Here is a 23,065-nt window from a genome sequence, read left to right as displayed (position 1 = left end):
GACGTGACAGCAGATGCTTTTCTTTTTTGGTTTTTAGCTATCGTCACCCTGGGAAGTGGTTTGGCCGTGATTCTTATGTCGAATCCGATCTACTCAGCACTTTCTTTGGCGATGACAATGGTTGGTATTTCCGCGTTGTTCGTGACTTTGAACGCGTACTTCATCGCGGGTGTTCAGTTGATCGTTTATGCCGGCGCCGTGATGGTTCTTTTCACCATGGTGATCATGCTCTTCGACTTGAAGAAAGATCTTCAGGCGTTTACTCGCGGTAAAATGACAGGCGCTTTGAAAATCGCTTCTGTTGGTTTGATGGCGGGTTTGATCGTAGGAGCAGTTGTTCTTTCTGCAGATCTTTTGAGTGATAAAGCTCAAAAATCAACAGCACTCGCTGGTGATGGCATGGAAGCGACAAAACAATTGGGACAAATCTTGTTCTCAAAATACGTATTTGGATTTGAAGCTCTTGGTATTTTGCTTTTAGTAATCGCAGTCGGTGCGGTTGCTCTAGCGCGCAGTAAAGGTGGAACTCATGAACATTGATTTCATTAATAACATTGGCCTGACTCATTACCTCGTTCTGTCAGCTCTTTTGTTCGTGATGGGAATGGCGGGCGTTCTTTTAAGAAAAAACGTGATCGTTCTTTTGATGTCAGTAGAGTTGATGTTGAACTCTGTGAACTTAACGTTCGTAGCATTCAGCAAATACCTTGGTTTGATTGATGGCCACATCATGGTTTTCTTCGTTATGACAATCGCTGCAGCGGAAGCGGCAGTTGGTTTGGCACTAGCGGTTTCAATCTTTAAACGTTTTAACGAAGTGAATATTCGCTTCTTTGAGCACTTGAAAGGATAGGGGACCAAACGATGAACCACGCTGTTTTAATGGCCCTTGTTATTCTAAGTCCGCTAGTTGGATTCATGATTAATGGATTCCGCTATAAAAAGCACTCTGCAAACGTGGCGGGCACGATTGCAACAATCGCAGTTGCGATTTCATTTATCTGTTCGGTGATTTTGGTAAGTGATTTGATTGCTATGCCGGAAGAAGCACGTCGTATCGCGGTGAGCTTCTTTGAGTGGATGGCGGTTGGTAACTTCAAAATCAATGCGGGATTCGTAGTCGATCAAATCAGCGCCATCATGATCCTAGTGATCACAGGTGTTGGTACTTTGATCCACTTGTTCTCAATCGGTTATATGCACCACGATAAAGGTGTGGCGAAATACTTTGCTTACCTAAATCTGTTCATCTTCAACATGTTGTTGCTAGTTCTTGGTGATAGCTTGCTTGTGATGTTCGTAGGTTGGGAAGGTGTCGGTCTTTGCTCTTACTTGCTTATCGGTTTCTGGTTCACAGATTCAGAAAAAGCGGCTGCCGGCATGAAAGCTTTTGTTACGAACCGTGTTGGTGACGCGGCCTTCTTGCTTGGTATGTTCATCCTTTTCACAACATTCGGAACTTTGAACTTCGCAGAGTTGAACGCCTTGGCGCCAACAACGATGGAAGCCTCTTGGTTGGGTGCGGTGACTTTGGGAACAATGTTCTTATTCATCGGCGCAACTGGTAAGTCTGCACAGATTCCATTGTATGTTTGGCTTCCAGACGCGATGGCGGGTCCGACTCCAGTATCTGCTCTTATCCATGCGGCGACGATGGTTACGGCGGGCGTTTACATGATCGTTCGTTTGAATCCGTTGTTCCTAGCAGCTCCTAACACAATGATGGTAATTGCGATCATCGGTGCGGCGACTGCAGTTCTGGCAGCAACAATTGGTATGACCCAATGGGATATCAAAAAAGTTTTGGCATACTCAACTGTGTCACAACTTGGTTATATGTTCCTGGCTTGCGGTGTGGGTGCTTTCGGAGCAGCGATGTTCCATCTTATGACTCACGCATTCTTTAAGGCTTTGATGTTCTTGGGTTCTGGTTCTGTGATCCATGCGATGCACGAAGAACAAGATATCCGCAAAATGGGTGCTCTTAAAAAGTATATGCCGATCACACACATCACATTCCTTTTGGGATGGTTGGCGATCATTGGTATGCCACCATTTGCAGGTTTCTTCTCAAAGGACGAAATCTTGGCGTATGCATTCCAGTCGCCATTCGGCTCTCCAATCCTTTGGGTTGCGGGTGCAGTCGGTGCAACTCTTACTGCGTTCTACATGACTCGTTTGATGGCTTTGACTTTCTGGGGTAAGAGCCGCGTTCCTAAAGAAGTTCATCCGCATGAATCTCCAGCGTTGATGACAATCCCATTGATCGTATTGGCAGTGTTGTCAGTAATTGGTGGTTGGATTGGTATCCCTCACGCAATTGGAGAAATGCTTGGACACATTCCAAATGTGTGGGAGCACTGGTTGCACCCATTGATCAAGCCAATTCCGGGTTGGACGCCGCTTGATCACACGACAGAGTTTACTTTGATGGGTGTGTCTGTTGGTTTGGCTGCTGTTTCAGCTGCGATTGCTTACCACTTCTACGTGAAGTCTCCTGAGACTCCGAAGAAAATCGCGGAAAGCATTAAGCCAATTTACAACCTTGTTTATAACAAGTACTTCGTGGATGAAGCGTACTTCGGTGGCATCATCAATCCGCTTGTAAACTTGAGCCGTAATACTTGGCACTACGTTGACGTGAAATTTATCGACCGTTGCACATACTGGGCAGGGGACTTGATGAAAGGAATGGGCTCTTTGTCTCGTTCTCTTCAAACAGGAAACATGCAGCAGTACGCGATGTATATCGCTCTGGGTGTTGTGGCCGTTCTTTCGTTTGTGATCATGAGGTAATGGTATGATCTTAAGTAGCATTGTTTTTCTACCTCTTCTGTTTGCTTTGATCGTGGCTGTATGGCCAAAAGAAACCTCAGTTCGCCACTTGGCTCTAGGTTTCTCAGTGATCGAATTTATTTTGAGCCTTGGACTTTTCCGTCATTTTGACTCTGCAGCAACGGGCCTGCAAATGGTTGAAAAGTTCATGTGGATTGAACGTTTCGGAATCCAGTACTTCATGGGGATCGATGGCATCTCTTTGTGGTTGGTTCTTCTGACGACATTCCTAACTCCAATTATTATCCTTGCTAGCTGGGAGTCGATCGATAAACGCGTGAAAGGTTTCCACGTTTGTTTGTTCTTATTGCAAACTGCGATGCTTGGAACTTTCTTGGCGATGGATGCGATCTTCTTCTATCTGTTCTGGGAGCTTTCTCTTGTTCCGATGTACTTCATGATCGGTATCTGGGGTGGCGCAAATCGTATTTACGCAACTGTTAAGTTCTTCATCTATACCTTTGCGGGTTCGGTGATGATGCTAGTTGCGATCATCTATATGATGTACCTCACTCAAGAAGCGACTGGGCACATGAGTGCAAGCTTGCTTGATTTCTATCAGCTGAAGATTCCGTTTATCGGCGGGACCTTCTTCAGTCTGCAAACTCTGTTGTTCTTTGCGTTTGCTTTGGCATTTGCAATCAAAGTTCCGGCATTCCCAGTTCATACTTGGTTGCCAGACGCCCACGTTGAGGCACCAACACCTGGTTCAGTTATTCTTGCCGGTGTCATGCTTAAGATGGGTACATACGGTTTCATGCGTTGGGTGATTCCACTCTTCCCAGAGGCTTCCGAGTACTGGGCTTGGTTGTTCATGTTGATCGGTGCTGTGGGTATTATCTATGGAGCTTTGGTCGCGATGGTTCAACCAGATGTGAAAAAGCTTGTAGCGTACTCTTCAGTTTCTCACATGGGTTATATCTTGATCGGTCTTTTCGCTTTCAATGCCTACGGCATGGCGGGTGGATTGTACCAAATGTTGAATCACGGTATCTCAACTGGTGCGCTGTTCATCTTGATCGGTATGATCTACGAAAGAACACATTCTCGTGAGATTTCTAAGTACGGCGGTTTGGCTGGCGTATTACCGATTTTCACGATCTTCTTCTTTATCATCACTCTCTCTTCGATCGCAGTTCCGATGACGAATGGTTTCGTAGGTGAGTTCTTAATCCTTCTTGGAACGTTTCAAGCAAACCCTGTGATTGCATACTTTGCAGTGTCAGGTGTTGTGTTGGGTGCGGTTTACATGTTGTGGATGTTTAAACGCGTGTTCTTCGGCCCTAAAGGTGAGCTTGTGAAAGATGAGCATCATCCTCTTCATGACTTGAATGCACGCGAAATCGCGGTCTTGGTCCCGATGGTCATTATGGTGTTCTGGATGGGTCTTTTCCCGAATCACTTCTTGGATTATTCAAAATCCAGCATCGATTTCCTTGTGAACAATAAGAACAACTATAATTTGACGATCGCGGGATCGCAGCCTGCTGCTCCGGTTGAACAAACAACAACAACCGAAGAAGTGGCTCCAGCCGCAACTCCAGCTCAAACGCCAGCAGCTGAAGGAGCACAATAATGAATATCACAGTAGGACTTAGCGACATTCTGTTGATTTCTCCAATGATTGCTATTTTTTTAGCGAGCTTGGTGCCAATCACAACAAAAGTTTTGCGCGGTAACCGTGAACAACATCCAATGGTCACTTTGACTCAAGCTTTGATTGGCTTGATCATTGGTATCGGTCTTTTAATTGTTTTCGGTGGTGCTGGTAAAACAGCGTTCAATAACGGATTGATCTTTGACGGTGTGACTCAGTGGATGGGCGTAATTGCCCTGGCTGCTGCGGGCGCATCTCTTGTGATGATGTACGAAAACCCGGCGACTTCAGGAAAACAATTCTCTGAGTTGGTATTCCTTGCGATGAACTCTGCAGTCGGCATGTTGATCCTTGTATCAGCAGTTGATTTGTTGATGGTGTTCATCGGCCTTGAGTTGATGTCATTGGCCCTTTACTTGATGATCGCGATGAGCCACGAAGAGAAGCTTTCTAAAGAAGCCGCTCTTAAATACTTCGTTTTGGGATCTTTCGCTTCAGCGATATTCCTTTACGGTGTGGCATTTATCTTCGGTTCAACAGGTGGAACAAATATCTTGGCGTTCATGGATCAAGCAGCAGAACTTGTACAAACAAGCCGTCTGTTCTTGTTTGGTATTGCGTTTGTGATTTTGGGCTTCTGCTTTAAGGTTTCAATCGCTCCATTCCATGCTTGGACTCCGGATGTGTATCAAGGCGCTCCAACTCCGCACACAGCTTTCATGGCGACTGCGGTTAAGACTGTTTCTTTCGCGGCATTCTTGCGTATCATTGCGACGAAGTCGTTGGTTGGTTCAGACTACCTATTCGACGTTTTGCAATGGTTGGCAGTAGCTACGATGATCATCGGTAATACAGCGGCGATCTTGCAAAACAACTTCAAGCGTATGATTGCATACTCTTCTGTTGCTCACTCTGGTTATCTTTTGATCGGCGTGATCACGGCGGGTATCAGCGACAACGCAGCGTTTGGCGCTTCGGGCGTGATCTTCTATCTTCTTTCTTATGGTTTGATGACTTTGGGTGCGTTTGCAATTGCAAGCATGCTAGAGCGTTCTGAAAATCATATCGTGAATATTGATGATCTAGCTGGTTTTGCGAAACAACGTCCGATCTATGCACTTTGTTTGACGGTGTTCTTGCTTTCACTAGCTGGGATCCCACCGACTTTGGGCTTCTTCGGTAAGTTCTATTTGTTCAATGCAGCTATCGGCGAAGGTCTCTTGTGGTTGGCAATCTGGGGTATGATCAGCTCTGTTATCGGGGTTTATTACTACCTTCGTCCAATCGTAGTTATGTACATGAGAGAAGGAAACGCGGAAATCGCGGGTCGTTCTTTGAATGCAACGACTGTCACTGCAGTTATTATGGCTTTGGCAATTGTCTTGATGGGCTTCGTTTCTGGACCTATCTTCGCAGCTGTCGAGAAAAGTTTGATCTAAGTCTTACACTTCTTTGTAGTGTGAATGAAAAAGGGTGGTTTTATGAACCACCCTTTTTTTATTTTTGATAATGATTTTTAAGACCAGAAACTGTGTCTTTTTGTGGTCAGTTTCATTCGAGAACTCTATACTTTTTGAATGAACTTGATCGACCTTTCTATACGACGTCCAGTATTCGCGTGGATTTTGATGTTTGGTCTTATTGTCTTTGGTGCCATTTCTTTAAATAGAACTGGTATCAGCCAAATGCCCGATGTCGATTTTCCTGTTCTTAGCATCTCAGTAAGCTACGAAGGTGCGGCACCTGAAGTTGTTGAAGCTGAGATCATCGATCCTATTGAAGAAAAACTTCTGCTGATAGAAGGTATCGAAGAAATGCGTGCGAGCGCGAGCCAGGGCTCGGGTCGTGTGACGTTGTATTTTAATATTAATCGCAACGTCGATGTCGCTCTTCAAGAAGTGCAATCGGCACTAAGCCAACTACGTCTACCAACGGACGTCGATCCACCTATCATCCGAAAACAAAATCCAGAAGAAGATCCAATTCTGATTCTTTCTATCTATGGCGATGCTTCGATGAAAGAACTCTTAAAGTGGACAGATGGATATCTGCTCGATCAGTTGCGTTTCTTACCCGGAGTAGGTGAAGTCAGTATCCAAGGTTTCAGCGAACGAAACCTGCGAGTTTGGATCGATCCCAAAAAATTGGAAGCACTTGATCTGAGCATCAACGATGTGACGAATGCGCTTAAAACCCAACATATTGAAAGTGCGGCGGGACAGTTGATCGAAGGTGAGCGTGAGCTTCGCCTGCGTTGGTTGGGTGAAGCAGCGAACCCTGAAGAGGTTGGGAATATTCGCATTCTTACTCGCAGTGGTGGCGGCGCGATTACATTTAATCGCATGATTCGGGTTAAAGATGTCGCACGTGTGGATGACGGCCTCTCTGACATTCGTCGTATGGCACGAGTCGATGGCAAAGAAGCCATTTCAATTTCAATTCGCAAACAACGTGGAACGAATGAGATCGACGTCGCCAAAGCCGTTCGGGAACGAATTGAAGAAATCAAAGATCAATTTCCAAAAGGATATCACTATCGCTTTAACGTCGATTTTACAAAATCAACTGAAGCAACCGTGAACCTAACAATTGAAAAACTTTGGGTTGCTGCCCTGATCACAATTCTCGTGTGCTTCCTTTTCCTTGGAAGCGTTACGGCTGCTGTGAATATTTTGTTCTCGATTCCGGTTTCAATCGTTGGAACATTTACGATTCTTTATTTTTCGGGATTTACTCTAAACCTTTTCACCTTGCTTGCGTTAACGCTGGCGATTTCCATCGTCGTTGATGATGCAATCATGTTGCTAGAAAATATCGTGCGCCATTCGCGCATGGGAAAATCAGCTAACAAAGCAGCCTCAGACGGTTCTAAAGAAGTTTTACCGGCTGCAGTGGCTGCCACCTTAGCGGTTATTGCGGTATTCCTTCCGGTGATTTTCATGGACGGAATCATTGGTAAATTCTTTTTCCAATTCGGCGTGACGATGAGTGCAGCGGTTTTGCTCTCGCTTCTTGAGGCCGTTACGATTACGCCCATGCGTTCTGCCGCATTTTTAGCAACCTCACCGAAAGAGTCGAAGTTCGAATTGTTCCTAGAACATCTATTTGAAAAATTAGCACACGGTTATCAGGCTATGCTGAAGGTGACGCTGAAGTGGAAATACCTGGTGGTCATTTCTTCGTTGGTATTCTTTGCCGTTTCTCTGTTGCTAGTTTCAAAAGTTCGCCAAGAGTTTGTTCCCGCACAGGACCAGAATATTATTATGGTGAACGCGCAAACTCCTCCGGGATCTTCTCTCGAATACACGAGCGAAGTCGCAAAGAAATTAGAAGAAATCGTTAAGGCTAACGAAAACGTGGCTGGATTTTTTGTCTCAGTAGGTGGCGGCGGTGGTGCCAGCAGTGTGAACCAAGCGTTTATGCCAATTGAACTTAAGCCCAAAGAAACACGTAAATTGAACCACACACAAGTAATGTCGCAACTTCGTGAATCTTTTAAGCAAGTTAAAGGTGTCAGAATCACGATGCGTGACATCTCCGCGAGAAATCTGACCTCAGGTAGAACAAACCCAATCGCGGTGAATTTACGTGGACCCGATCTGCAAGTTCTTAACGACAGCGCAGACAAGTTAATGGAAGCTCTTGAGAAGGGCGGGTTTGGTGTCGACCTTGATAAAGATTATCGTGCGGGCATTCCCGAGCTTCTTGTTTTACCAGATCGTGTGAAGATGGAAAAACAAGGTGTGAGTATTGAATCAGTTGGTCAGATTTTATCCGTTGGAGTCGGTGGTTATCGTCAAGGACGCTTCACGCAAGAAGGCCGCCGTTACGACATTCGTTTCAAAATTCCAGAAGGACTTGTGAAGTCTGCCGCTGACATCAAGAAGCTGAAAGTTCGAAATGTTGCCGGAAACTTAATTCCGCTTTCGGATCTAGTTAAAGTGGTTGAAAAGAAAACATCGCAATCAATTAATCGTATCAATCGCCAAAGATCGGTGACTGTTTATGGAAACTTAGCTCCGGAACAATCGCAATCAGTCGTAATTAAAAAAGTGGAATCCTTGGCAAAAGAAATTCTACCGAAGAGCTACGTCTTTGCGCTGGAAGGGGCTTCGGCCGGATTTGCGGAGTCGTTTAAAAGTTTGATGACGGCTTTACTCGTGGGGATCTTAGTGGCCTATATGATCTTGGCTGTTCAATTTAATTCCTTTATCCATCCGATTCCGGTTTTGATCGCCCTGCCGTTTAGTGTGACCGGTGCCTTGATTGCGCTGTGGGGATTTGATGTTTCGTTAAATCTTTTTAGCTTCATTGGTTTAATTGTTTTGATGGGTATCGCGAAAAAGAATTCTATTTTGTTGGTGGAATTTACGAATCAGACGCGTTTGCATCATGGGAAAGACGTCTTGCCGGCTTTGATTGAGGCCTGTCCGGTTCGTCTTCGTCCGATCTTGATGACTTCGGTTGCAACGGTCGCGGCAGCAACGCCGCTGATTTTTGGTCACGGCATGGGATCTGAAACTCGTTTGCCAATGGGCCTTGCCATAGTAGGCGGGACGATTGTCTCCACAATTCTGACGTTGTTTGTAGTGCCAGCTCTTTATTTGGTTCTTTCAAAACTTGAAAGCAAACACGGAATCAAAGAGCGCGAGATCGTTTAGAAGTCGTAGTGACGAAGAACGTTGACCGCCGATTTAAATCCAATCCTGACGATTCGAGCAAGAATCTCAGGATTCAGACTGAAGTGATCCACAAAGAACATTTCGTAGTTTTGCGGGCGTGGAGCGATATAGATGTAATCCACGCTTGGCTGGTAGTTCACACGTTGTCTAATGATTTCAAGCAGTTTCTCGCGATGTTCAGCAGGCAAGTTTGCTTGTTTAAAATAACCATCGACAGCGTTATAGATCGATTTGATATCTGATTTATATTGGATATGTTTGGCAATCTTTTGCTGAACCACTTGGTAAAGTGCTTGATTTAAAATCAATGGAATACCGTGATTGGCTAAAGAGCCCATCTCATCCGTGTAGTGATACGGTTGAATCGAGTACGAAGAGATCACTAAATCCGCACCCGCATCCGCAGCAACATGGGTTGAAAGTGTGTCTCTGATTTCACCATCATAATAGTGAATCTCTTTACCATCTTCAGGGCGTTTGATTCCGTAAGGTGCAAACACGGGTGGAAGAGATGTAGAGCAAGCAACTGCGTCACTGATCGTGGCGTAGTTAATGTATTTAGTATTTTCGGTTTTATAAGACTCAGGAAAGTTTCCGAAGATCACTTTGCGGGTGTGGTTCAGCTGAGTGCCGATCACGAAAAGTTCAACACCCAGGCGAGCAAAGTCGTTGTCGAGCAGAACTTCCTTACGCAAATAAGATTCAATACCGCGTGTGGAAAATAGACCGTTCAGTTTAAGTCCGTTTTTCAACAGCGATTCAAGGCCCCCACTGACCAGGGTCTTTTCCATGATGCTTCGTGGAATAAATTTAAGCAGACCACTGGAGTTCAGATTAAAAATGTTTCGGTAGCTGATTGGTTTTAAATATCGAAGATCATTTTTTTCGAATGTCGGGTGAGAGCCCGAACCGATTTGAAATGCGTTGATCAAGGATTCAACTGAGTATCCAGCGGCTAAAATAGACGCAACGAAAGCTCCCGCACTTGAACCAACATACAACCGGATGGTCATCGGCTCTTCATTGGGATGTTGCTGACGCACCATCTCTTTGGTTCCGCCCGCAAACTTAAAACCTTTTTCTTGAAGAGCCAGACAGACCCCAATGTGGAAAGCTGCGGCTTTGATTCCGCCTCCACTGAGAACAAGGGCTATCTTTTTCTTATCTCTAATCCGCATATGTTTCTTAAGTATCGGATTTCTGAAGGAAAGGTTCAAAGTGTTCTTTGTGGATTTTGGCGACTACTCAGACCAAGGTCTTGTGACTATCCGCCGAATTTGCATGAATAACCAGATCAAGGTCCTGTTTTTTGTTGAATTTGAATAACTACTCACACAAAATTTGACAGACCGAAGTCGTGTGATAACGTTGACTACGCAGGCTGGAGGGTGTTCATTACATCCAACAGCTTGAAAGAAGAGGACTTAATGACAGTTGAGACGAATGATTCTTGGCTACCTTTAATGGACTACTCCACGAAACATAAAATCAGTGTGAGTACCTTACGCCGAAGAATCAAAGCTAACGATATTAAGTACCGATTTGAAGACGGTAAGTACTTCATCATGGATGAACCGATGGGTACCCATCAAAGAGTACATCGCCCCTCCCAAGAAAGCGACCCCGCTTTGGTGGGTGCTCATCAAGGAATGATGATGAAAGGCCAAGGTATGGCTCAGGACCTGAACGACAAGAGTGTGAAGGTGAACAAAGAGGAGCCTATTTTGACGGCAGCAAATAAATTGCTGAACGAGCTCAAAAAGGCTTACACGCAGATTTTGCAGGAAAAAGAAGAACAAATCCTGCACCTGAAAGAAGAAGTCACGGACCTTAAAACTCTGGTCCGTGTTCTTGAATCCGAAAACGACCGCTTACGCGGTTTCAAACAGTAGAGATTATTTTCCGTCGCCTGAAGCGATAAGTTCGACGACCACTTTTGCCGATGAGTCGTCGACTTCGCTTTTAAATGCGATTTCGCGTGGCTCATCCACCAAAATCTGATCTGCGATATTGTCAGCTGTGAACGGAATAATTTTAGCATCCAACACGCGGCCCCCACTGACCATGGAAAGCTTCAACTCAATTTTCTTGTTAAAATCAGCTGTTTTTTGTCCGTTAATGTCCCATCGACCGCTGATCATGCGAATAAAGATTAAAGTGTGGCGGTAATCGATGTCGTAATAGTCACTTGGTTTGAGCTCTTCTTCAACTCCGTCAACGACAAGAGAATATTTGATATCAACATCACCGCGCAAAACGCGTTTGTTGATCGCAATATCATATCCGTAATCAAGGCCTAGCGCCGTGTCCGCATAATACGGAAAGTCTTTTTTACTAGAGCAAGACTCTAAGCAAGATTTTGTGCGCTCATAGGCTTGAGCAGAAACCGTTGCAGAAACAAGCAGACAGATTGTTAATACATTTTTGATCAAGCCCATGAACAACCTCGATTACTTCGCGTTTTGAAGAAGAATGATTTTATTTAAGCTTGAGCCACTTGTTGCAGCTTTAAAGTCATTACCATTAGCATCTTTCAATTCAGCAGGAACCGAAAGAACATCAGAGAAAATGAGGAATTGAGCAGCAAGGTGAGCTTTGTAAAGTTGTTCCGTGATCAGCTGACGACCGTTAATTTTAATAGTGCCTTTAAGCTCTTCAGCGTTGTAGAGACCTGAAGTATTTGCCACAACAGAATCACCAGCAGTAAGAACATCACCCTCATTAAGGGAGATGACCATTTTGTTATACAACTGAGAAGTCATATAACCTTTTTCAGAACTTACCACGTGAGCCGCGAAGAACTGAGCATCACCTTGAGCAGCTTCAATTAGTTTCTTTGCTTGGTAGCGATCTTTTAGTTCTACCAAATAAGAAACCGGATACATAAGTGGAGTAACTCCGAAATAAACGGCTTCAAATACAGTCTTTTCTACTTTAGTTAAAAACGACTCTTTCTCTGCGCCTGAATTAGCTGCAAATGAACTAGAAGCTGTCGTGATAACAAGGGCAATCGCCAAGGCTTTTTTAAACATGGGAGTTCTCCTTCAAAAATTTCATACACCCAATATGGTTTAATTTATCATCCGCGGTTTACCCAGCAAGATATCAGCCAGGCAATGCTTGCTTAAAATTGAATAGGTCAGGGAAGGAGCGTTGATCTTTTGGAACAGAGCCGACTTTTGTCACAACGCTTAGGAAAGCTTCACGGGTTCGCGGGAGCGGAAAAAGCAAAAGGACTGGGTTTTAACCAGTCCTTTTGGATCGCACACCGAGGGTTCTTGAGGGCCTCGGTTGGGAGGGGCGATGTTGCTTTTAGCAATTAAGCTGCAAGCGATTTGTTTTTCTTAGAGTCTTTCTTCACACCTGGTTTCTTGTCTTGCGATTTTCCAGATTTATCGAAAGCTACTGCAAACACTTCATCTAAGTTTTCAGCAAGAATGAAGTTAATTTTGTCTTTAAAGATCTTAGGGATGTCAGCAAGATCCTTTTGGCAAGCCATTGGGATAATGATGTCTGTGATACCTAAGTTCAAAGCAGCCAAACATTTTTCACGGATACCACCGACAGGGAGGACGCGACCTTGTAGAGTCACTTCACCAGTCATCGCGATATCGTGACGAACTGGAGTTCCTGTCATCAAACTTACAAGCGCAGTTGTAAGAGTGATACCTGCAGAAGGACCGTCTTTCGGGATCGCACCTGCTGGCAAGTGAACATGCACGTCGTACTTATCAAAGAAGTCTTCTGGGATACCGAGTTCTTCTTGGTGAGCACGAGCATAAGACATCGCTGCGTGAGCAGACTCTTTCATCACGTCGCCAAGTTGACCCGTCAATGTCAGGTGTCCTTTACCTTTCATTTTCAAAGCTTCGATAGTAAGAACTTCACCACCAGCTTGTGTCCATGCAAGACCTTGAACCACACCGACTTGAGAGTCGTGGAACTTGTCGTCACGTTGGAAGCGTGGAGGACCCAAAAGTTCTGGAACAGTTGAAGCATTTACTTCTACGAAGTTTGTTTCACCCATCACAACCATCTTAGCCACTTTACGGCAGACAGAACCTACTTCACGCTCAAGGTTACGAAGACCTGCTTCACGAGTGTAGCCCGCGATCAAGTACTTGATACCTTCGTCAGTGAAGGAGATATTTTGTGGCGTGATGCCGTTCGCTTCAATTTGGCGACGGATCAAATGTTTCTTCGTGATCAACAATTTATCATTCTCTGTGTAACCAGGAATGTTGAGGATTTCCATACGGTCACGTAGAGCCGGTGGAATATTCTCAAGAACGTTCGCAGTTGCGATGAAGAGAACATTCGAAAGATCGAAGTCTACGTTCAAGTAGTTATCACGGAAAGCAGAGTTTTGTTCTGGATCCAAAACCTCAAGCATTGCTGCTGATGGGTCACCACGGAAGTCAGAACCTAATTTGTCTACTTCATCCAGTACGATAACTGGGTTGTTTGTTTTACATTGGCGAAGAGCTTGAATGATTTTACCTGGCATCGCGCCTACGTAAGTACGGCGGTGACCACGAATCTCAGCTTCATCTTTCACACCGCCAAGAGCGATACGGTGATATTCACGACCCATTGCTCTTGCGATTGATTTACCAAGTGAAGTTTTACCTACGCCTGGAGGACCACCGAAGCAAAGGATTGGACCTTTAAGGTTCGGTTTCAATTTACGGACTGCCAAGAATTCCATGATACGATCTTTGGCTTTTTCAAGCTCGTAGTGATCTTCATCAAGAATTTCTTTTGCACGTTTCAAATCAATAGACTCTTCAGATTTTTTCGCCCACGGAAGATCTGCCATCCAATCAAGGTATGTACGAACCATTGTTGCTTCAGAAGCATCTGGGTGCATTCTTTCCAAACGACCTAGTTGTTTCAAAGCTTCCGCTTCTACATTTGAAGGCATGCCTGAGTTGATGATTTTCTCGCGTAGCTCATCCATCTCTTCAGATTTAGAATCGCCTTCGCCGAGTTCATTCTTTATAGCCTTCATTTGCTCGCGCAAGAAGTATTCGCGTTGAGACTTATTAAGGTCTTCTTTCGCATTGCCACGAGTTTTCTGTTGAGCTTGCATAGTTTCAAGTTCAGCAGCCAAGATTTCATTTACTAGTTTCAAGCGCTCGCCAGCTTCAGCAGTCTCAAGAACTTTTTGAGCGTCTTGAACTTTGATGCCAAGATTTGAAGCGATCAAATCAGCGATACGACCTGGATCCGTGACATCGTCAAGAACCAACAAGATGTCTGGAGAAAGAGGGCGACCAAGTGCGATGATGCGCTCGATGTGTTCTTTCGCTGTGCGAATCAAAGCTTCGTTTTCAACAACAGTTTTTTGAACTGGAGTTTCTTCGATCTTTTCAACAGCCACTTCGAAAGAAGGAGAAGTTTTAGTGTAATTTTTTACACGGCCTTTTGCGACACCTTGGATAAGGATTTTCACGCGACCGTCAGACAATTTTCTCATGCGCATGATCATCGCGATCGTGCCGACAGTGTAGATGTTGTCTGGTGATGGGTTTTCTTCAGTGATATCTTTTTGTGAAGCTAGGAAGATCAAACGATTCTTCGCTAGAGCTTCTTCTACAGAGCGGATCGATGCATCTCTCCCTACGAACAATGGAATGATCATGTAAGGGAAGACAACGATGTCTCTCACAGGCAACATGGGAAGGGTCTGTGGGATCTCAAGAACTTTATCGTCAAAACTCATACCGCTCCTCCGCGTGATGCGGGAAATATTTATTTGGTATGAATCTTCTCGGCGTGAGACAGTTTTTGCTTGAATGGAAAATTAAAAATTGGACTGACATCCATGTCAGTAGAACTCATCCAATGAGTCGAAAGTCCGGATTACTGAAAGAGATTCGAAGTACTCTCTTGTTCTTCCATGCACTCAATACAAAGTGCTGTGAAAGGTCTAGCTTGTAGACGTCGAGCTCCGATTATTTCTCCGCAACTTTCGCACTGGCCGTAAGTCCCATCTGCAATTTTTCCCAACGCACGTTCAATGGCGAAGAGAGCGACACGGTCGCGTTCATGCAAATGGATTGAAATATTATTGGAGATATCTAGAGAAGCAGCTTCAGCTTCGTCAGCGACGTTGCTCATGCTGGATTGCTCTTCTTTAAATTCATGAGTCTTGTTGAGAATTGAACTCTTCTGTTGAAGAAGAGATTCTTTTAAATTTTCCAACTCAGTCGTATTGAGTTCGGTTGCGTTCATCTCACCCCCCGATATGATGTCCTTGGCCGAAATTTGTTCGCATATTACGGGGGAATGATTTTGTGTCACGAAAAAAGCAGCGCGTGACGATTATGTAAGCACATCTCTAACGCGCGAACTTTCTACTCACAGCTTCACGAAGTTCTGCACCCTCGATGGATAAACGGGTCCAAGGAATTGCAAGAAGGCGATCTTCCTCAATCACTTCTTCAGTTTCTTCACAGATACCGAAGGTGCCTTGCTCCATTCTTGATAAGGCCATTTCAATTTCTAAAAGTTGCGTTCTCATTCTTTCTTGCGCGACGAGAAATGAATGTTCTGCGATGTGTGCAACAGAGAGATCACCTTCATCGCCACCTTTTTCCACAGCAGAAAGTTCTCTTTGGGCTGTGCGAAAACGATTCAAGACATCTTGTTTCGTCATCAATAGTCTTCTGCGGCACTCTTGGATTAAGGTTTCGGAAATTTTTGTCATACAGCCCCCTTCTTTAGATTGAAGCGACCCGTCTAGTCGCTCGTGTTCCTAAGACGGGTGGGGTCAGGAGGCTGGTTAAAAAATATCTATAAATTAAAATTATGCGAGCTATTTACGAACTTTAAGGGGAGCGATTTCACCCTTATCCACAGTTAAACTCACGACAGGACGTTCAATTTCGCGCTCAGCGCTTAATTTAAGGACTCCCAGAGAGCCTGGGAAGGATTGAGGCGTACTGAGCTTTTCTCGCAGTTCTTCGCGTGATGAAGCGCCAGAGGCGATCATTTGGCGCAGGATCAAACCTGCATCGTAGGCCTGGAACTCAATCAATGAGGGTTCTTCGTTGTAAAGGTTGCGGTATTCTGCCGCAAAGCGAGACTGAGAGCTTGTTTCCGGGGACATGCTGTCCACGAAAATCAAACTGTTCGAAAAATTACCAGCGCGTTTTGCGATATCTTTCGTATTCCACAAGTTTGTGCCCATCAATTTCACGTTGCGCACATCATTGTAGGCAAGCATCGCGGCGATTTGTCCCATAGCTTTCGCACTGTCAGGGATAAAGATCGCATCAAAGTCGGTGAGCGGTGGTAATACGTTTTCAAGATTCGACTGACGCACAGAGCGTTTTTTGTCAGAGTGTTGCAGCTCTTTCAAGCGAACGTTGTACTCATCTTGTCGTGCTTCGCCGTAGTAAGTTCCAACAAGGCGCTGAATAACAAGACGGAAGTCAGTTTCTTTCGTTGAGTAAGTTTGCACAGCGGTAATTTGTCCACCGCGTGCAAGAACTTCGTCCCAGAAAATATTTGTGAATTCGATCCCGTAGGGATCGTTAGGGTAAAGTACTGCAAACTTTTTCATACCCATGTCTTCCATGGCAGTGCGAACCAGTTGGCGAACTTGCATTCCTGTAGTTAGAGAGTTTCTGAAAACGGAAGGACCAATTTCAGTCAAACCTGATCTTTGTGAAAGAGCGATCGACGGAACGCCGAGTTCATCCGCTTTCGCAGCAACCGCGGGAGCCGTTTTGCTTAAAAGGCTTCCAACGACCGCGATCACATTGTCTTCACGAACCAAACGCTCAACACCGCGACGAGCAGAGTCTGGATTTCCTTCGCTATCCATCACCGCCAATCTGAAAGCAGTGCCCGGGATGTGAAGTCCTAGACCCATCTCAAGACCACGCAGAGCACGTTGTCCGACTTGTGCATTTTTCCCGCTGAGCGGAAGAACGACACCAATTGTTTGTGAAGAAACGTTTTTGGAAGCAGCCAAGTGCTCAAGAATATTTTCAGCGCGTCCTGCAAGATCACTCTCAGGCAGGAAATCCACAACACCGGTAAAATATCTTGTGGCTTTCGAAGTCTCACGTTTTTCCAGAGAGATTTCACCAAGTCGGTACATTGCGTGACCGCGCAAGAAACCGAAATCAGAATCTTCCGCAACGTCTTCAAGCTGATCTTCGTTTAATTTATTTTCAACAACTTCAATAGAACGCAAGCGATAAAGTTCTTGTTCTTGTTTGTTAGGTGCTTGCACGGACATCGTCACAAGCTCTTTCAGGGCTTGCATAGGGTCTTTAGTGACCGGAGTCGGGATCGCCGGCATTTCCTTCAGAATCGCAGTGGGAGCTGGTTCTGGTGGACGCTCCGGAGTCATACCTGCCATGCCTTTTGGTTTCTTTTGCACAGTCGCTGTTCGTTGAGTTTTGAGTTCAGGACGTTTTGTTGCAACAGTCGCGCAAGAAACGAAGAGACAAGCCAGGAAGATCACGGTCACTTTTGATGTCATTTACGACTCCGCATGATTTGAGAAACTTTTTCTTGGAAAGATCGAACAAGCGGAGTGGCTTCGCCATTTTTTGCCAGCTCTTCGATCATTTCCTTTTGTTTTGATGAAAGATTCTGAGGTGTATCTACTAAAATTTTAACAAGCATGTCACCGGAGCCAAAGCCACCGAGTTTCGGAAAACCTTTTCCCTTAAGACGGAAGGTTTGACCTGTGTGTGTTCCTGGAGGAATACGAATCATCGCTTTTCCCGTAAGAGTTGGAACTTCCACATTGGTACCTAAGATCGCATCTGTGTAGGTCACCGGAAGATCCAAAGTGACATCGTGTTCGTTTCGTTTGAACAAAGGATGATCTTGAATATTCACGATGACGTAAAGATCGCCGGCACTGCCTGCGCCTGCAGGAGAGTCGCCTTCGCCAGAAAGTTTCAGGCGTTGCCCTTCTTTAACACCAGCTGGAACGTTGACAGCCAGTTTTGCGGATTCTTCTTTGTTACCGCGTTGGCGCATAAAGCTGATCACTTTTTCGGTACCAAGAGCGGCATCTTCGAATGAAACACTTAAAGTGTAACGAAGGTCTGCGCCCTTTGACGGACGACGAGCGCGCGCACCAGCTCCTGGTCCACGAGCGCCACCAAAAATATCACTGAATACATCGCCGAAAATATCTTGGAACGGATCACCACCGGGGCCAGCATGACCACCGCCTCCATGGGGTCCACCGAAGCCACCACCAAAGCCGCCGGCGCCAAACGGACCGCCAGCTCCGAAGCCTTGTTGCGTACTTGCGTGACCAAACTGATCGTACATTTCACGTTTTTTGGTATCGCTTAAGACTTCATAGGCTTCGCTGAGTTCTTTGAATTTCTCTTCAGCCTTTTTATCCCCTGGATTTTTGTCGGGGTGATATTGCATGGCAAGTTTGCGATATGCCTTTTTAATCTCCTCAGGAGTGGCAGATCGCGAAACACCGAGAACGGAATAAAAATCCTTCTTAGCCGCCAATGAGCACCTTCTTATTCTGGTTTCTTCGCAACAACCACTTGGCCTGTGCGGAGAACTTTATCATGGTACTTGTAAGGTTTTTTAAAGACACGCAAAACATGACCCGGCTGTACCTTATCGCTGGGTTCAGCGCCAAGAGCTTCATGAACAGCAGGATCAAATGGAGCGCCTTCGGCAGGAACTTCGGTAACAGAATTTTTTTGTAGGAGATTTTTAAGTTCTGTGGCCGTCATCTCAACGCCTTGTTTGTATGTCGGAAGATTTTCGGGCGTCACTTGCACCGCCGTAGCGCGCTCGAAATTATCCACGATCTCTAGTAGATCCCGAATAAAACGTTCGCCACCGTATTTAATTAGGTCGGAGCGTTCCTTAATTGCATTACGTTTGTAGTTTTCAAACTCAGCACGCAAATAAAGATAATCATTTTTAAATTTGTCGGCTTGTTCCTGCAGCTTTTGCAGTTCTGAAGGCGCATCCGCCGGAGGAGTATTTTGATTTGGATTTTGAGCGCCATTTTCTTCAGACATAGGGTATCCTTTCGCAATACTTAAGATTGTGTATTGATTAAGGATTGTCAATTCGCCCTGGGCTGACTTTTTTAGATTTCTCCAGAGAGAAAAGTCAGGTCTTGGAACACTCTGTTGCTTAAAACGATTCCCTCACGTGTTAGGGACCAAGAGTCCTCAGCTTTTCGAACCCAGCCTTTGTTTTCTATGTTGGCTAAGATGTTGAGAACACGTGAACTTATCGCTTCAGGAAATTTGCTCTGAAGTTCATTCACTTTGAGGCCGCGCATAAGACGCAGAGAAGTATGACAAAAGTCCGTAAGAGCTTGATGTATTTCAAGGACTTCAAATTGCGATTCCGGCAAGTGCTTATGTGGAGCAAGAAACTCTTGCGAACCGTCACCTTGAATTTGCTTTGTATATTCGCCAATCGCGTTCACATTCCAATAACGCGTGCCCCACGGTGTTGAGCGTGAATACGAGTGAGCACTTAATCCTAAGCCCCAGTATTCTTGATCCGTCCAATACAACAAATTGTGTTGGGATTCATAGCCAGGCAAAGCAAAGTTAGAAATCTCGTACTGTTGAAAGCCTTTACCCGTGAGCTCTTGCTCAATAAATTCGAACATTTCGACTTGCTCATCTTCAATAGGACGCCCTTTTGAAAGCGGATGTCCATCCGGTACAGTGAGGCAATAAGGGCTTAAATGACGAGCGCCTTGTTCAATGGCGATGCGCACGTCATTTTTTAAGCCTTCCAAAGTTTGCGAAGGAAGTGCGAACAAAATATCAAAGCTAAAATTCAGATTGTGCTTGCGAAGTAGGTCCAGGGTTTCCAACGTTTGCTGAGCATTGTGTTCGCGGTGAACCATTTTTAGCAAACGATTGTCAAAAGTTTGAGCTCCCACGCTAAAACGATTCACGCCGTGATCAAGATACATTTTTAATTTATCTGTGTTGATCGTCGCCGGATTAATTTCGATGGTGACTTCGGTATCTGGACCTGTCGTGTAACCGAACTTCTCAAGCTCTTTGATAATAGATACTATCAGAGGTGCCGGGATTAGACTTGGAGTTCCGCCACCGAAATAAAGTGTGTCGAGCTTACGAGGCGTATAGTACTTGTGCTTTTGGCGAATCTCAGAAAAGAGCACTTGGACATACTGATCCGGCGGCAAAATTTTGCTTTGCTCATAGGTTGCAAAGTCGCAGTACGTGCACCTTTGAATGCAATATGGAATATGAACGTAAACACCGAATGCCATGGGAGTCTTCTAGAGTATGTCAAAAAAATTTCAACTAAAAAACGGCCTAAAGGTCCTTTTCATCCAAAGTCACAAGTCCCCGGTGGTGTCAGTTCAAATGTGGGTGAAAACAGGCTCTGCAGACGAAAAAGCCGGAGAAGAGGGTATCTCTCACTTTATCGAGCATTTGGTTTTTAAGGGTACTCGTAAATACGGAGTTGGCGAGATTGCAGCTAAAGTAGAAGGCTCAGGCGGAGAGCTTAATGCCTATACTTCATTTGACCAAACGGTTTTTTACGTAACGATTTCCAAGCAATTTTCTGATGTCGCGTTAGACGTCATTAGCGAAATGATGGGTCACCCCATCTTTGATTCTAAAGAAATAGACAATGAACGCGAAGTCGTGATCGAAGAAATCAAGCGCGGCCAAGACAGCCCTGGCCGTCGTGCGAGTCAGTTGTTATTCACAAACGTATTTAAAAAGCATGCTTACGGTCGTCCTGTTATCGGTTACGACCGTATTATACGTAAAGTCTCGACAAAAAAAATTCGTGACTACTATCACTCACGTTATGTCCCTTCAAATATGTTCCTCGTTGTGGCAGGTGATTTTGAGGCGAAAGAAATGCGCAAGGAAGTAGAAGCAAAATTCGGAGATTTTACGCCCTACAAACTTAAGAAGGTGGTTCGCACTAAAGAGCCTGTGCAAAAAACTGTACGAGTTAAGATTGAACAAACGAAATTTGAACAGACTACAGCCTATATCAACTGGAGAATCCCGCATGTGCGCCACAAAGATTTGGCTGCTCTCGAGGTCCTCTCTGCAATCTTAGGCCAAGGTGATTCTTGTCGCCTCATGCAAAGTTTACGTATTAGAGAACCTGTTACCAACACAGTGGGGTCGTTCAGCTATTCCATGCAAGATGATGGACTCTTTGCAATTTCCATGGGTTTGGAAAAAGAAAATCTCGATCGTGCGTTTGCGCTTTTAATTCCAGAAATTGAATCGATTTTGAAAGAACCGCCGACAGCACAAGAGATGCAAAAAGCGATGACGAATTTTGCAAGCCATGAAGTTTATTCTTTAGAAACTGTGGATAACATTGCGAGAAAAGCCGGAAGTGATGAGTTCTATTACGGAGATCATGATCACTATCGCAAGTACATGAAAGAGGTCTATGCGCTTAAACCCGCAGATATTCAAAAAGCGGCGAAAAAATATTTAAAACCAGGCTGTTTTAGTATTTCGCTGATGACGAATCTGGATAAGAAAAAAGCCGAAAAGTCAGTAAAGGCTTTTACCCGAGATTTGAATGCGGCTTTAAAAGCAGGGGGCAAAGCTAAAACCCTGACTCCGAAATTTGTCGCGAAAAAATTCAATATTAAACCCTCAGGCGCTGATTTCACTCCAGAAACAGAGAGAATTGTTTTGCCAAGTGGGACAACGCTTCTTTTGCGAGAGCAAAAAGAAACGCCTTATGTCGCTATGAAGGCCGCATTCCTAGGCGGAATGCGTGTGGAAGGTTCCGATCCGGCCGGCACGACCGAGCTTTTCTCGCGCACTTGGCTGGCGGGATCAAAAAATTATTCCGAAGACGAAATCAATTTGCGCATTGATGAGATGGCGGCGGGAATTGGCGCTTTTGGTGGCAGGAATTCAGTTGGTATGTCGATGGATTACCTCGCACCATTTGAAGACAAGATGTTAGATATCTTTACGGACTCTCTTCTTCATCCGCAATTCCCAGATGCAATTTTAAATCGCGAAAAAGTCATTTTGAAGAATCAAATCAAAGCACGCAACGACAATCCGTCACAGATTTGTGTTTTGAATTTTATGAAAGAGATTTTTAAGGGACACCCTTACTCACACGATATGATTGGAACAGAGGGCAGTGTCGATTCCATCACCCGCGAAGGGCTGCAAAATTACTTCCAACGAATTGCTTCAGCCAAAAATCTTACTCTTTGTGTGGTGGGGGATATTGATAAGAAAAAATGGGTCAAGACATTTAGCGATATCACGAAATCATTTTCTTCGGGGAAGCGCTTGGAGTCTTCGTTTCCAGCTCCGAAGCTCGATAAGGACGTGAAAGTTTTCCATGAGCTTAACAAAGAACAAAGTCACATCATTTTAGGATATCCGGGATTGACGTTGAAAGATCCTGAACGCTACACGCTTGAAATTATTCAATCAATTTTGAGCGGGCAGGGCGGAAGACTTTTCCTTGAGCTCCGTGATAAAAATTCTTTGGCATACTCTGTTTCTCCGATGCACATGGAAGGAATTGAGTGTGGATATTTTGGTGGATATATCGGTTGTTCTCCAGAGAAGGCAGAGAAATCTATTTCCATGTTGAAAGAAGAGTTCACAAAACTTGCGGAAATCAAAGTTTCTGAAGACGAGCTTGCGCGTGCGCAGAAATACTTGATTGGTCGACATGATATCGAACTGCAAAGAAAGAGCTCTGTCTGCAATGCCATTATCTTCGACGACATCTATGGGCTCGACTATAAAGAGAGCTTAGAGGTGGCAGATAAATATTTTGCTGTGACTCCAGAAGATATTCAAAAACTAGCACAAAACATCTTTGGCGGCCCGTCTGTTATCAGTATTGTAGGTCCGCGAGACGCCGATTGATTCAGAATGAGACGTTGGACCAGGTTTTTAAAAAACAATTAACCGAATCTGGGTCT

Annotated in this window: 18 protein-coding genes; 8 read left to right on the top strand and 10 right to left on the bottom strand. The window is 44.8% G+C overall.

Features of this window, described 5'->3' with window-relative positions; translation table 11 throughout:
* Positions 1–3 precede the first annotated feature (3 nt).
* The 6 genes from ACLWOR_RS06945 to ACLWOR_RS06920 all read left to right on the top strand — a co-directional run bounded on the left by ACLWOR_RS06945 (position 4) and on the right by ACLWOR_RS06920 (position 9,093).
* Positions 4–540: an NADH-quinone oxidoreductase subunit J gene (locus ACLWOR_RS06945; RefSeq protein WP_413939969.1), complete on the top strand. Its 537-nt coding sequence runs from the start codon at positions 4–6 to the stop codon at positions 538–540.
* Positions 530–853 (top strand): NADH-quinone oxidoreductase subunit NuoK, encoded by a 324-nt coding sequence (gene nuoK / locus ACLWOR_RS06940; RefSeq protein ID WP_413939968.1) that lies wholly within the window; start codon positions 530–532, stop codon positions 851–853. Before ACLWOR_RS06945 ends, nuoK begins: the two co-directional genes overlap by 11 nt.
* An 11-nt stretch (positions 854–864) precedes the next feature.
* Positions 865–2,796, top strand: coding sequence for an NADH-quinone oxidoreductase subunit L (gene nuoL, locus ACLWOR_RS06935; RefSeq protein WP_413939967.1), 1,932 nt, complete (start codon positions 865–867; stop codon positions 2,794–2,796).
* Positions 2,797–2,800: 4 nt separating this feature from the next.
* Entirely contained in the window at positions 2,801–4,411 is a 1,611-nt protein-coding gene (locus ACLWOR_RS06930; RefSeq protein ID WP_413939966.1) for a complex I subunit 4 family protein, read from the top strand.
* Positions 4,411–5,871, top strand: a complete 1,461-nt coding sequence (locus ACLWOR_RS06925) for an NADH-quinone oxidoreductase subunit N (RefSeq protein WP_413939965.1) — start codon at positions 4,411–4,413, stop codon at positions 5,869–5,871. The genes ACLWOR_RS06930 and ACLWOR_RS06925 overlap by 1 nt, the downstream gene beginning before the upstream one ends.
* 138 nt (positions 5,872–6,009) lie before the next feature.
* Positions 6,010–9,093, top strand: coding sequence for an efflux RND transporter permease subunit (locus ACLWOR_RS06920; RefSeq protein ID WP_413939964.1), 3,084 nt, complete (start codon positions 6,010–6,012; stop codon positions 9,091–9,093).
* Here ACLWOR_RS06920 and ACLWOR_RS06915 read toward each other — a convergent pair.
* Complete coding sequence (locus tag ACLWOR_RS06915) at positions 9,090–10,292, bottom strand: patatin-like phospholipase family protein (RefSeq protein ID WP_413939963.1); 1,203 nt, start codon at positions 10,290–10,292, stop codon at positions 9,090–9,092. The two genes, ACLWOR_RS06920 and ACLWOR_RS06915, sit on opposite strands and share 4 nt — an antisense overlap.
* 249 nt (positions 10,293–10,541) lie before the next feature.
* Between ACLWOR_RS06915 and ACLWOR_RS06910 the strand changes: the two genes are divergently transcribed.
* Entirely contained in the window at positions 10,542–11,006 is a 465-nt protein-coding gene (locus ACLWOR_RS06910) for a hypothetical protein (protein WP_413939962.1), read from the top strand.
* 3 nt (positions 11,007–11,009) lie between these two features.
* On the opposite strand, the gene ACLWOR_RS06905 is transcribed toward ACLWOR_RS06910, so the two are convergent.
* The 9 genes from ACLWOR_RS06905 to hemW all read right to left on the bottom strand — a co-directional run bounded on the left by ACLWOR_RS06905 (position 11,010) and on the right by hemW (position 20,389).
* Positions 11,010–11,552, bottom strand: coding sequence for a hypothetical protein (locus ACLWOR_RS06905; protein WP_413939961.1), 543 nt, complete (start codon positions 11,550–11,552; stop codon positions 11,010–11,012).
* A 12-nt stretch (positions 11,553–11,564) separates the two neighbouring features.
* Positions 11,565–12,146: a hypothetical protein gene (locus ACLWOR_RS06900; protein ID WP_413939960.1), complete on the bottom strand. Its 582-nt coding sequence runs from the start codon at positions 12,144–12,146 to the stop codon at positions 11,565–11,567.
* Positions 12,147–12,433: 287 nt separating this feature from the next.
* Positions 12,434–14,839 (bottom strand): endopeptidase La, encoded by a 2,406-nt coding sequence (gene lon / locus ACLWOR_RS06895; RefSeq protein WP_413939959.1) that lies wholly within the window; start codon positions 14,837–14,839, stop codon positions 12,434–12,436.
* A 140-nt stretch (positions 14,840–14,979) separates the two neighbouring features.
* Positions 14,980–15,351, bottom strand: a complete 372-nt coding sequence (locus ACLWOR_RS06890; RefSeq protein WP_413939958.1) for a TraR/DksA family transcriptional regulator — start codon at positions 15,349–15,351, stop codon at positions 14,980–14,982.
* A 106-nt stretch (positions 15,352–15,457) separates the two neighbouring features.
* Complete coding sequence (locus tag ACLWOR_RS06885; protein ID WP_413939957.1) at positions 15,458–15,826, bottom strand: TraR/DksA family transcriptional regulator; 369 nt, start codon at positions 15,824–15,826, stop codon at positions 15,458–15,460.
* 108 nt (positions 15,827–15,934) lie between these two features.
* Entirely contained in the window at positions 15,935–17,614 is a 1,680-nt protein-coding gene (locus ACLWOR_RS06880; protein ID WP_413939956.1) for a penicillin-binding protein activator, read from the bottom strand.
* Positions 17,611–18,618: a DnaJ C-terminal domain-containing protein gene (locus ACLWOR_RS06875; RefSeq protein ID WP_413939955.1), complete on the bottom strand. Its 1,008-nt coding sequence runs from the start codon at positions 18,616–18,618 to the stop codon at positions 17,611–17,613. The genes ACLWOR_RS06880 and ACLWOR_RS06875 overlap by 4 nt, the downstream gene beginning before the upstream one ends.
* Before the next feature lie 11 nt (positions 18,619–18,629).
* Positions 18,630–19,145 (bottom strand): nucleotide exchange factor GrpE, encoded by a 516-nt coding sequence (locus ACLWOR_RS06870; protein ID WP_413939954.1) that lies wholly within the window; start codon positions 19,143–19,145, stop codon positions 18,630–18,632.
* A gap of 71 nt (positions 19,146–19,216) precedes the next feature.
* Positions 19,217–20,389: a radical SAM family heme chaperone HemW gene (hemW, locus tag ACLWOR_RS06865; RefSeq protein WP_413939953.1), complete on the bottom strand. Its 1,173-nt coding sequence runs from the start codon at positions 20,387–20,389 to the stop codon at positions 19,217–19,219.
* 16 nt (positions 20,390–20,405) lie between these two features.
* Here hemW and ACLWOR_RS06860 point away from each other — a divergent pair, with 16 nt between their 5' ends.
* Positions 20,406–23,009 carry a M16 family metallopeptidase gene (locus ACLWOR_RS06860; protein WP_413939952.1) on the top strand — a complete coding sequence of 868 codons (2,604 nt, stop codon included), beginning with the start codon at positions 20,406–20,408 and terminating at the stop codon, positions 23,007–23,009.
* Positions 23,010–23,065 lie beyond the last annotated feature (56 nt).

This window comes from Bdellovibrio sp. HCB2-146 (genome assembly GCF_047345725.1).
Lineage (GTDB): Bacteria > Bdellovibrionota > Bdellovibrionia > Bdellovibrionales > Bdellovibrionaceae > Bdellovibrio.
Note: the sequence above shows the minus strand (reverse complement) of the source record. Positions and strands in the feature narration are given on the sequence as shown.

What these genes read in the sequence shown, in the direction of transcription:
- nuoL (WP_413939967.1), top strand. Translation starts at nt 865, where the DNA reads ATGAACCACGCTGTTTTAATGGCCCTTGTTATTCTAAGTCCGCTAGTT.
- ACLWOR_RS06925 (WP_413939965.1), top strand. Translation starts at nt 4,411, where the DNA reads ATGAATATCACAGTAGGACTTAGCGACATTCTGTTGATTTCTCCAATG.
- ACLWOR_RS06910 (WP_413939962.1), top strand. Translation starts at nt 10,542, where the DNA reads ATGACAGTTGAGACGAATGATTCTTGGCTACCTTTAATGGACTACTCC.
- lon (WP_413939959.1), bottom strand. Translation starts at nt 14,839, where the DNA reads ATGAGTTTTGACGATAAAGTTCTTGAGATCCCACAGACCCTTCCCATG.
- ACLWOR_RS06885 (WP_413939957.1), bottom strand. Translation starts at nt 15,826, where the DNA reads ATGACAAAAATTTCCGAAACCTTAATCCAAGAGTGCCGCAGAAGACTA.
- hemW (WP_413939953.1), bottom strand. Translation starts at nt 20,389, where the DNA reads ATGGCATTCGGTGTTTACGTTCATATTCCATATTGCATTCAAAGGTGC.
- ACLWOR_RS06880 (WP_413939956.1), bottom strand. Translation starts at nt 17,614, where the DNA reads ATGACATCAAAAGTGACCGTGATCTTCCTGGCTTGTCTCTTCGTTTCT.
- ACLWOR_RS06915 (WP_413939963.1), bottom strand. Translation starts at nt 10,292, where the DNA reads ATGCGGATTAGAGATAAGAAAAAGATAGCCCTTGTTCTCAGTGGAGGC.
- ACLWOR_RS06870 (WP_413939954.1), bottom strand. Translation starts at nt 19,145, where the DNA reads ATGTCTGAAGAAAATGGCGCTCAAAATCCAAATCAAAATACTCCTCCG.
- ACLWOR_RS06930 (WP_413939966.1), top strand. Translation starts at nt 2,801, where the DNA reads ATGATCTTAAGTAGCATTGTTTTTCTACCTCTTCTGTTTGCTTTGATC.
- ACLWOR_RS06920 (WP_413939964.1), top strand. Translation starts at nt 6,010, where the DNA reads ATGAACTTGATCGACCTTTCTATACGACGTCCAGTATTCGCGTGGATT.
- ACLWOR_RS06860 (WP_413939952.1), top strand. Translation starts at nt 20,406, where the DNA reads ATGTCAAAAAAATTTCAACTAAAAAACGGCCTAAAGGTCCTTTTCATC.
- ACLWOR_RS06900 (WP_413939960.1), bottom strand. Translation starts at nt 12,146, where the DNA reads ATGTTTAAAAAAGCCTTGGCGATTGCCCTTGTTATCACGACAGCTTCT.
- ACLWOR_RS06890 (WP_413939958.1), bottom strand. Translation starts at nt 15,351, where the DNA reads ATGAACGCAACCGAACTCAATACGACTGAGTTGGAAAATTTAAAAGAA.
- nuoK (WP_413939968.1), top strand. Translation starts at nt 530, where the DNA reads ATGAACATTGATTTCATTAATAACATTGGCCTGACTCATTACCTCGTT.
- ACLWOR_RS06905 (WP_413939961.1), bottom strand. Translation starts at nt 11,552, where the DNA reads ATGGGCTTGATCAAAAATGTATTAACAATCTGTCTGCTTGTTTCTGCA.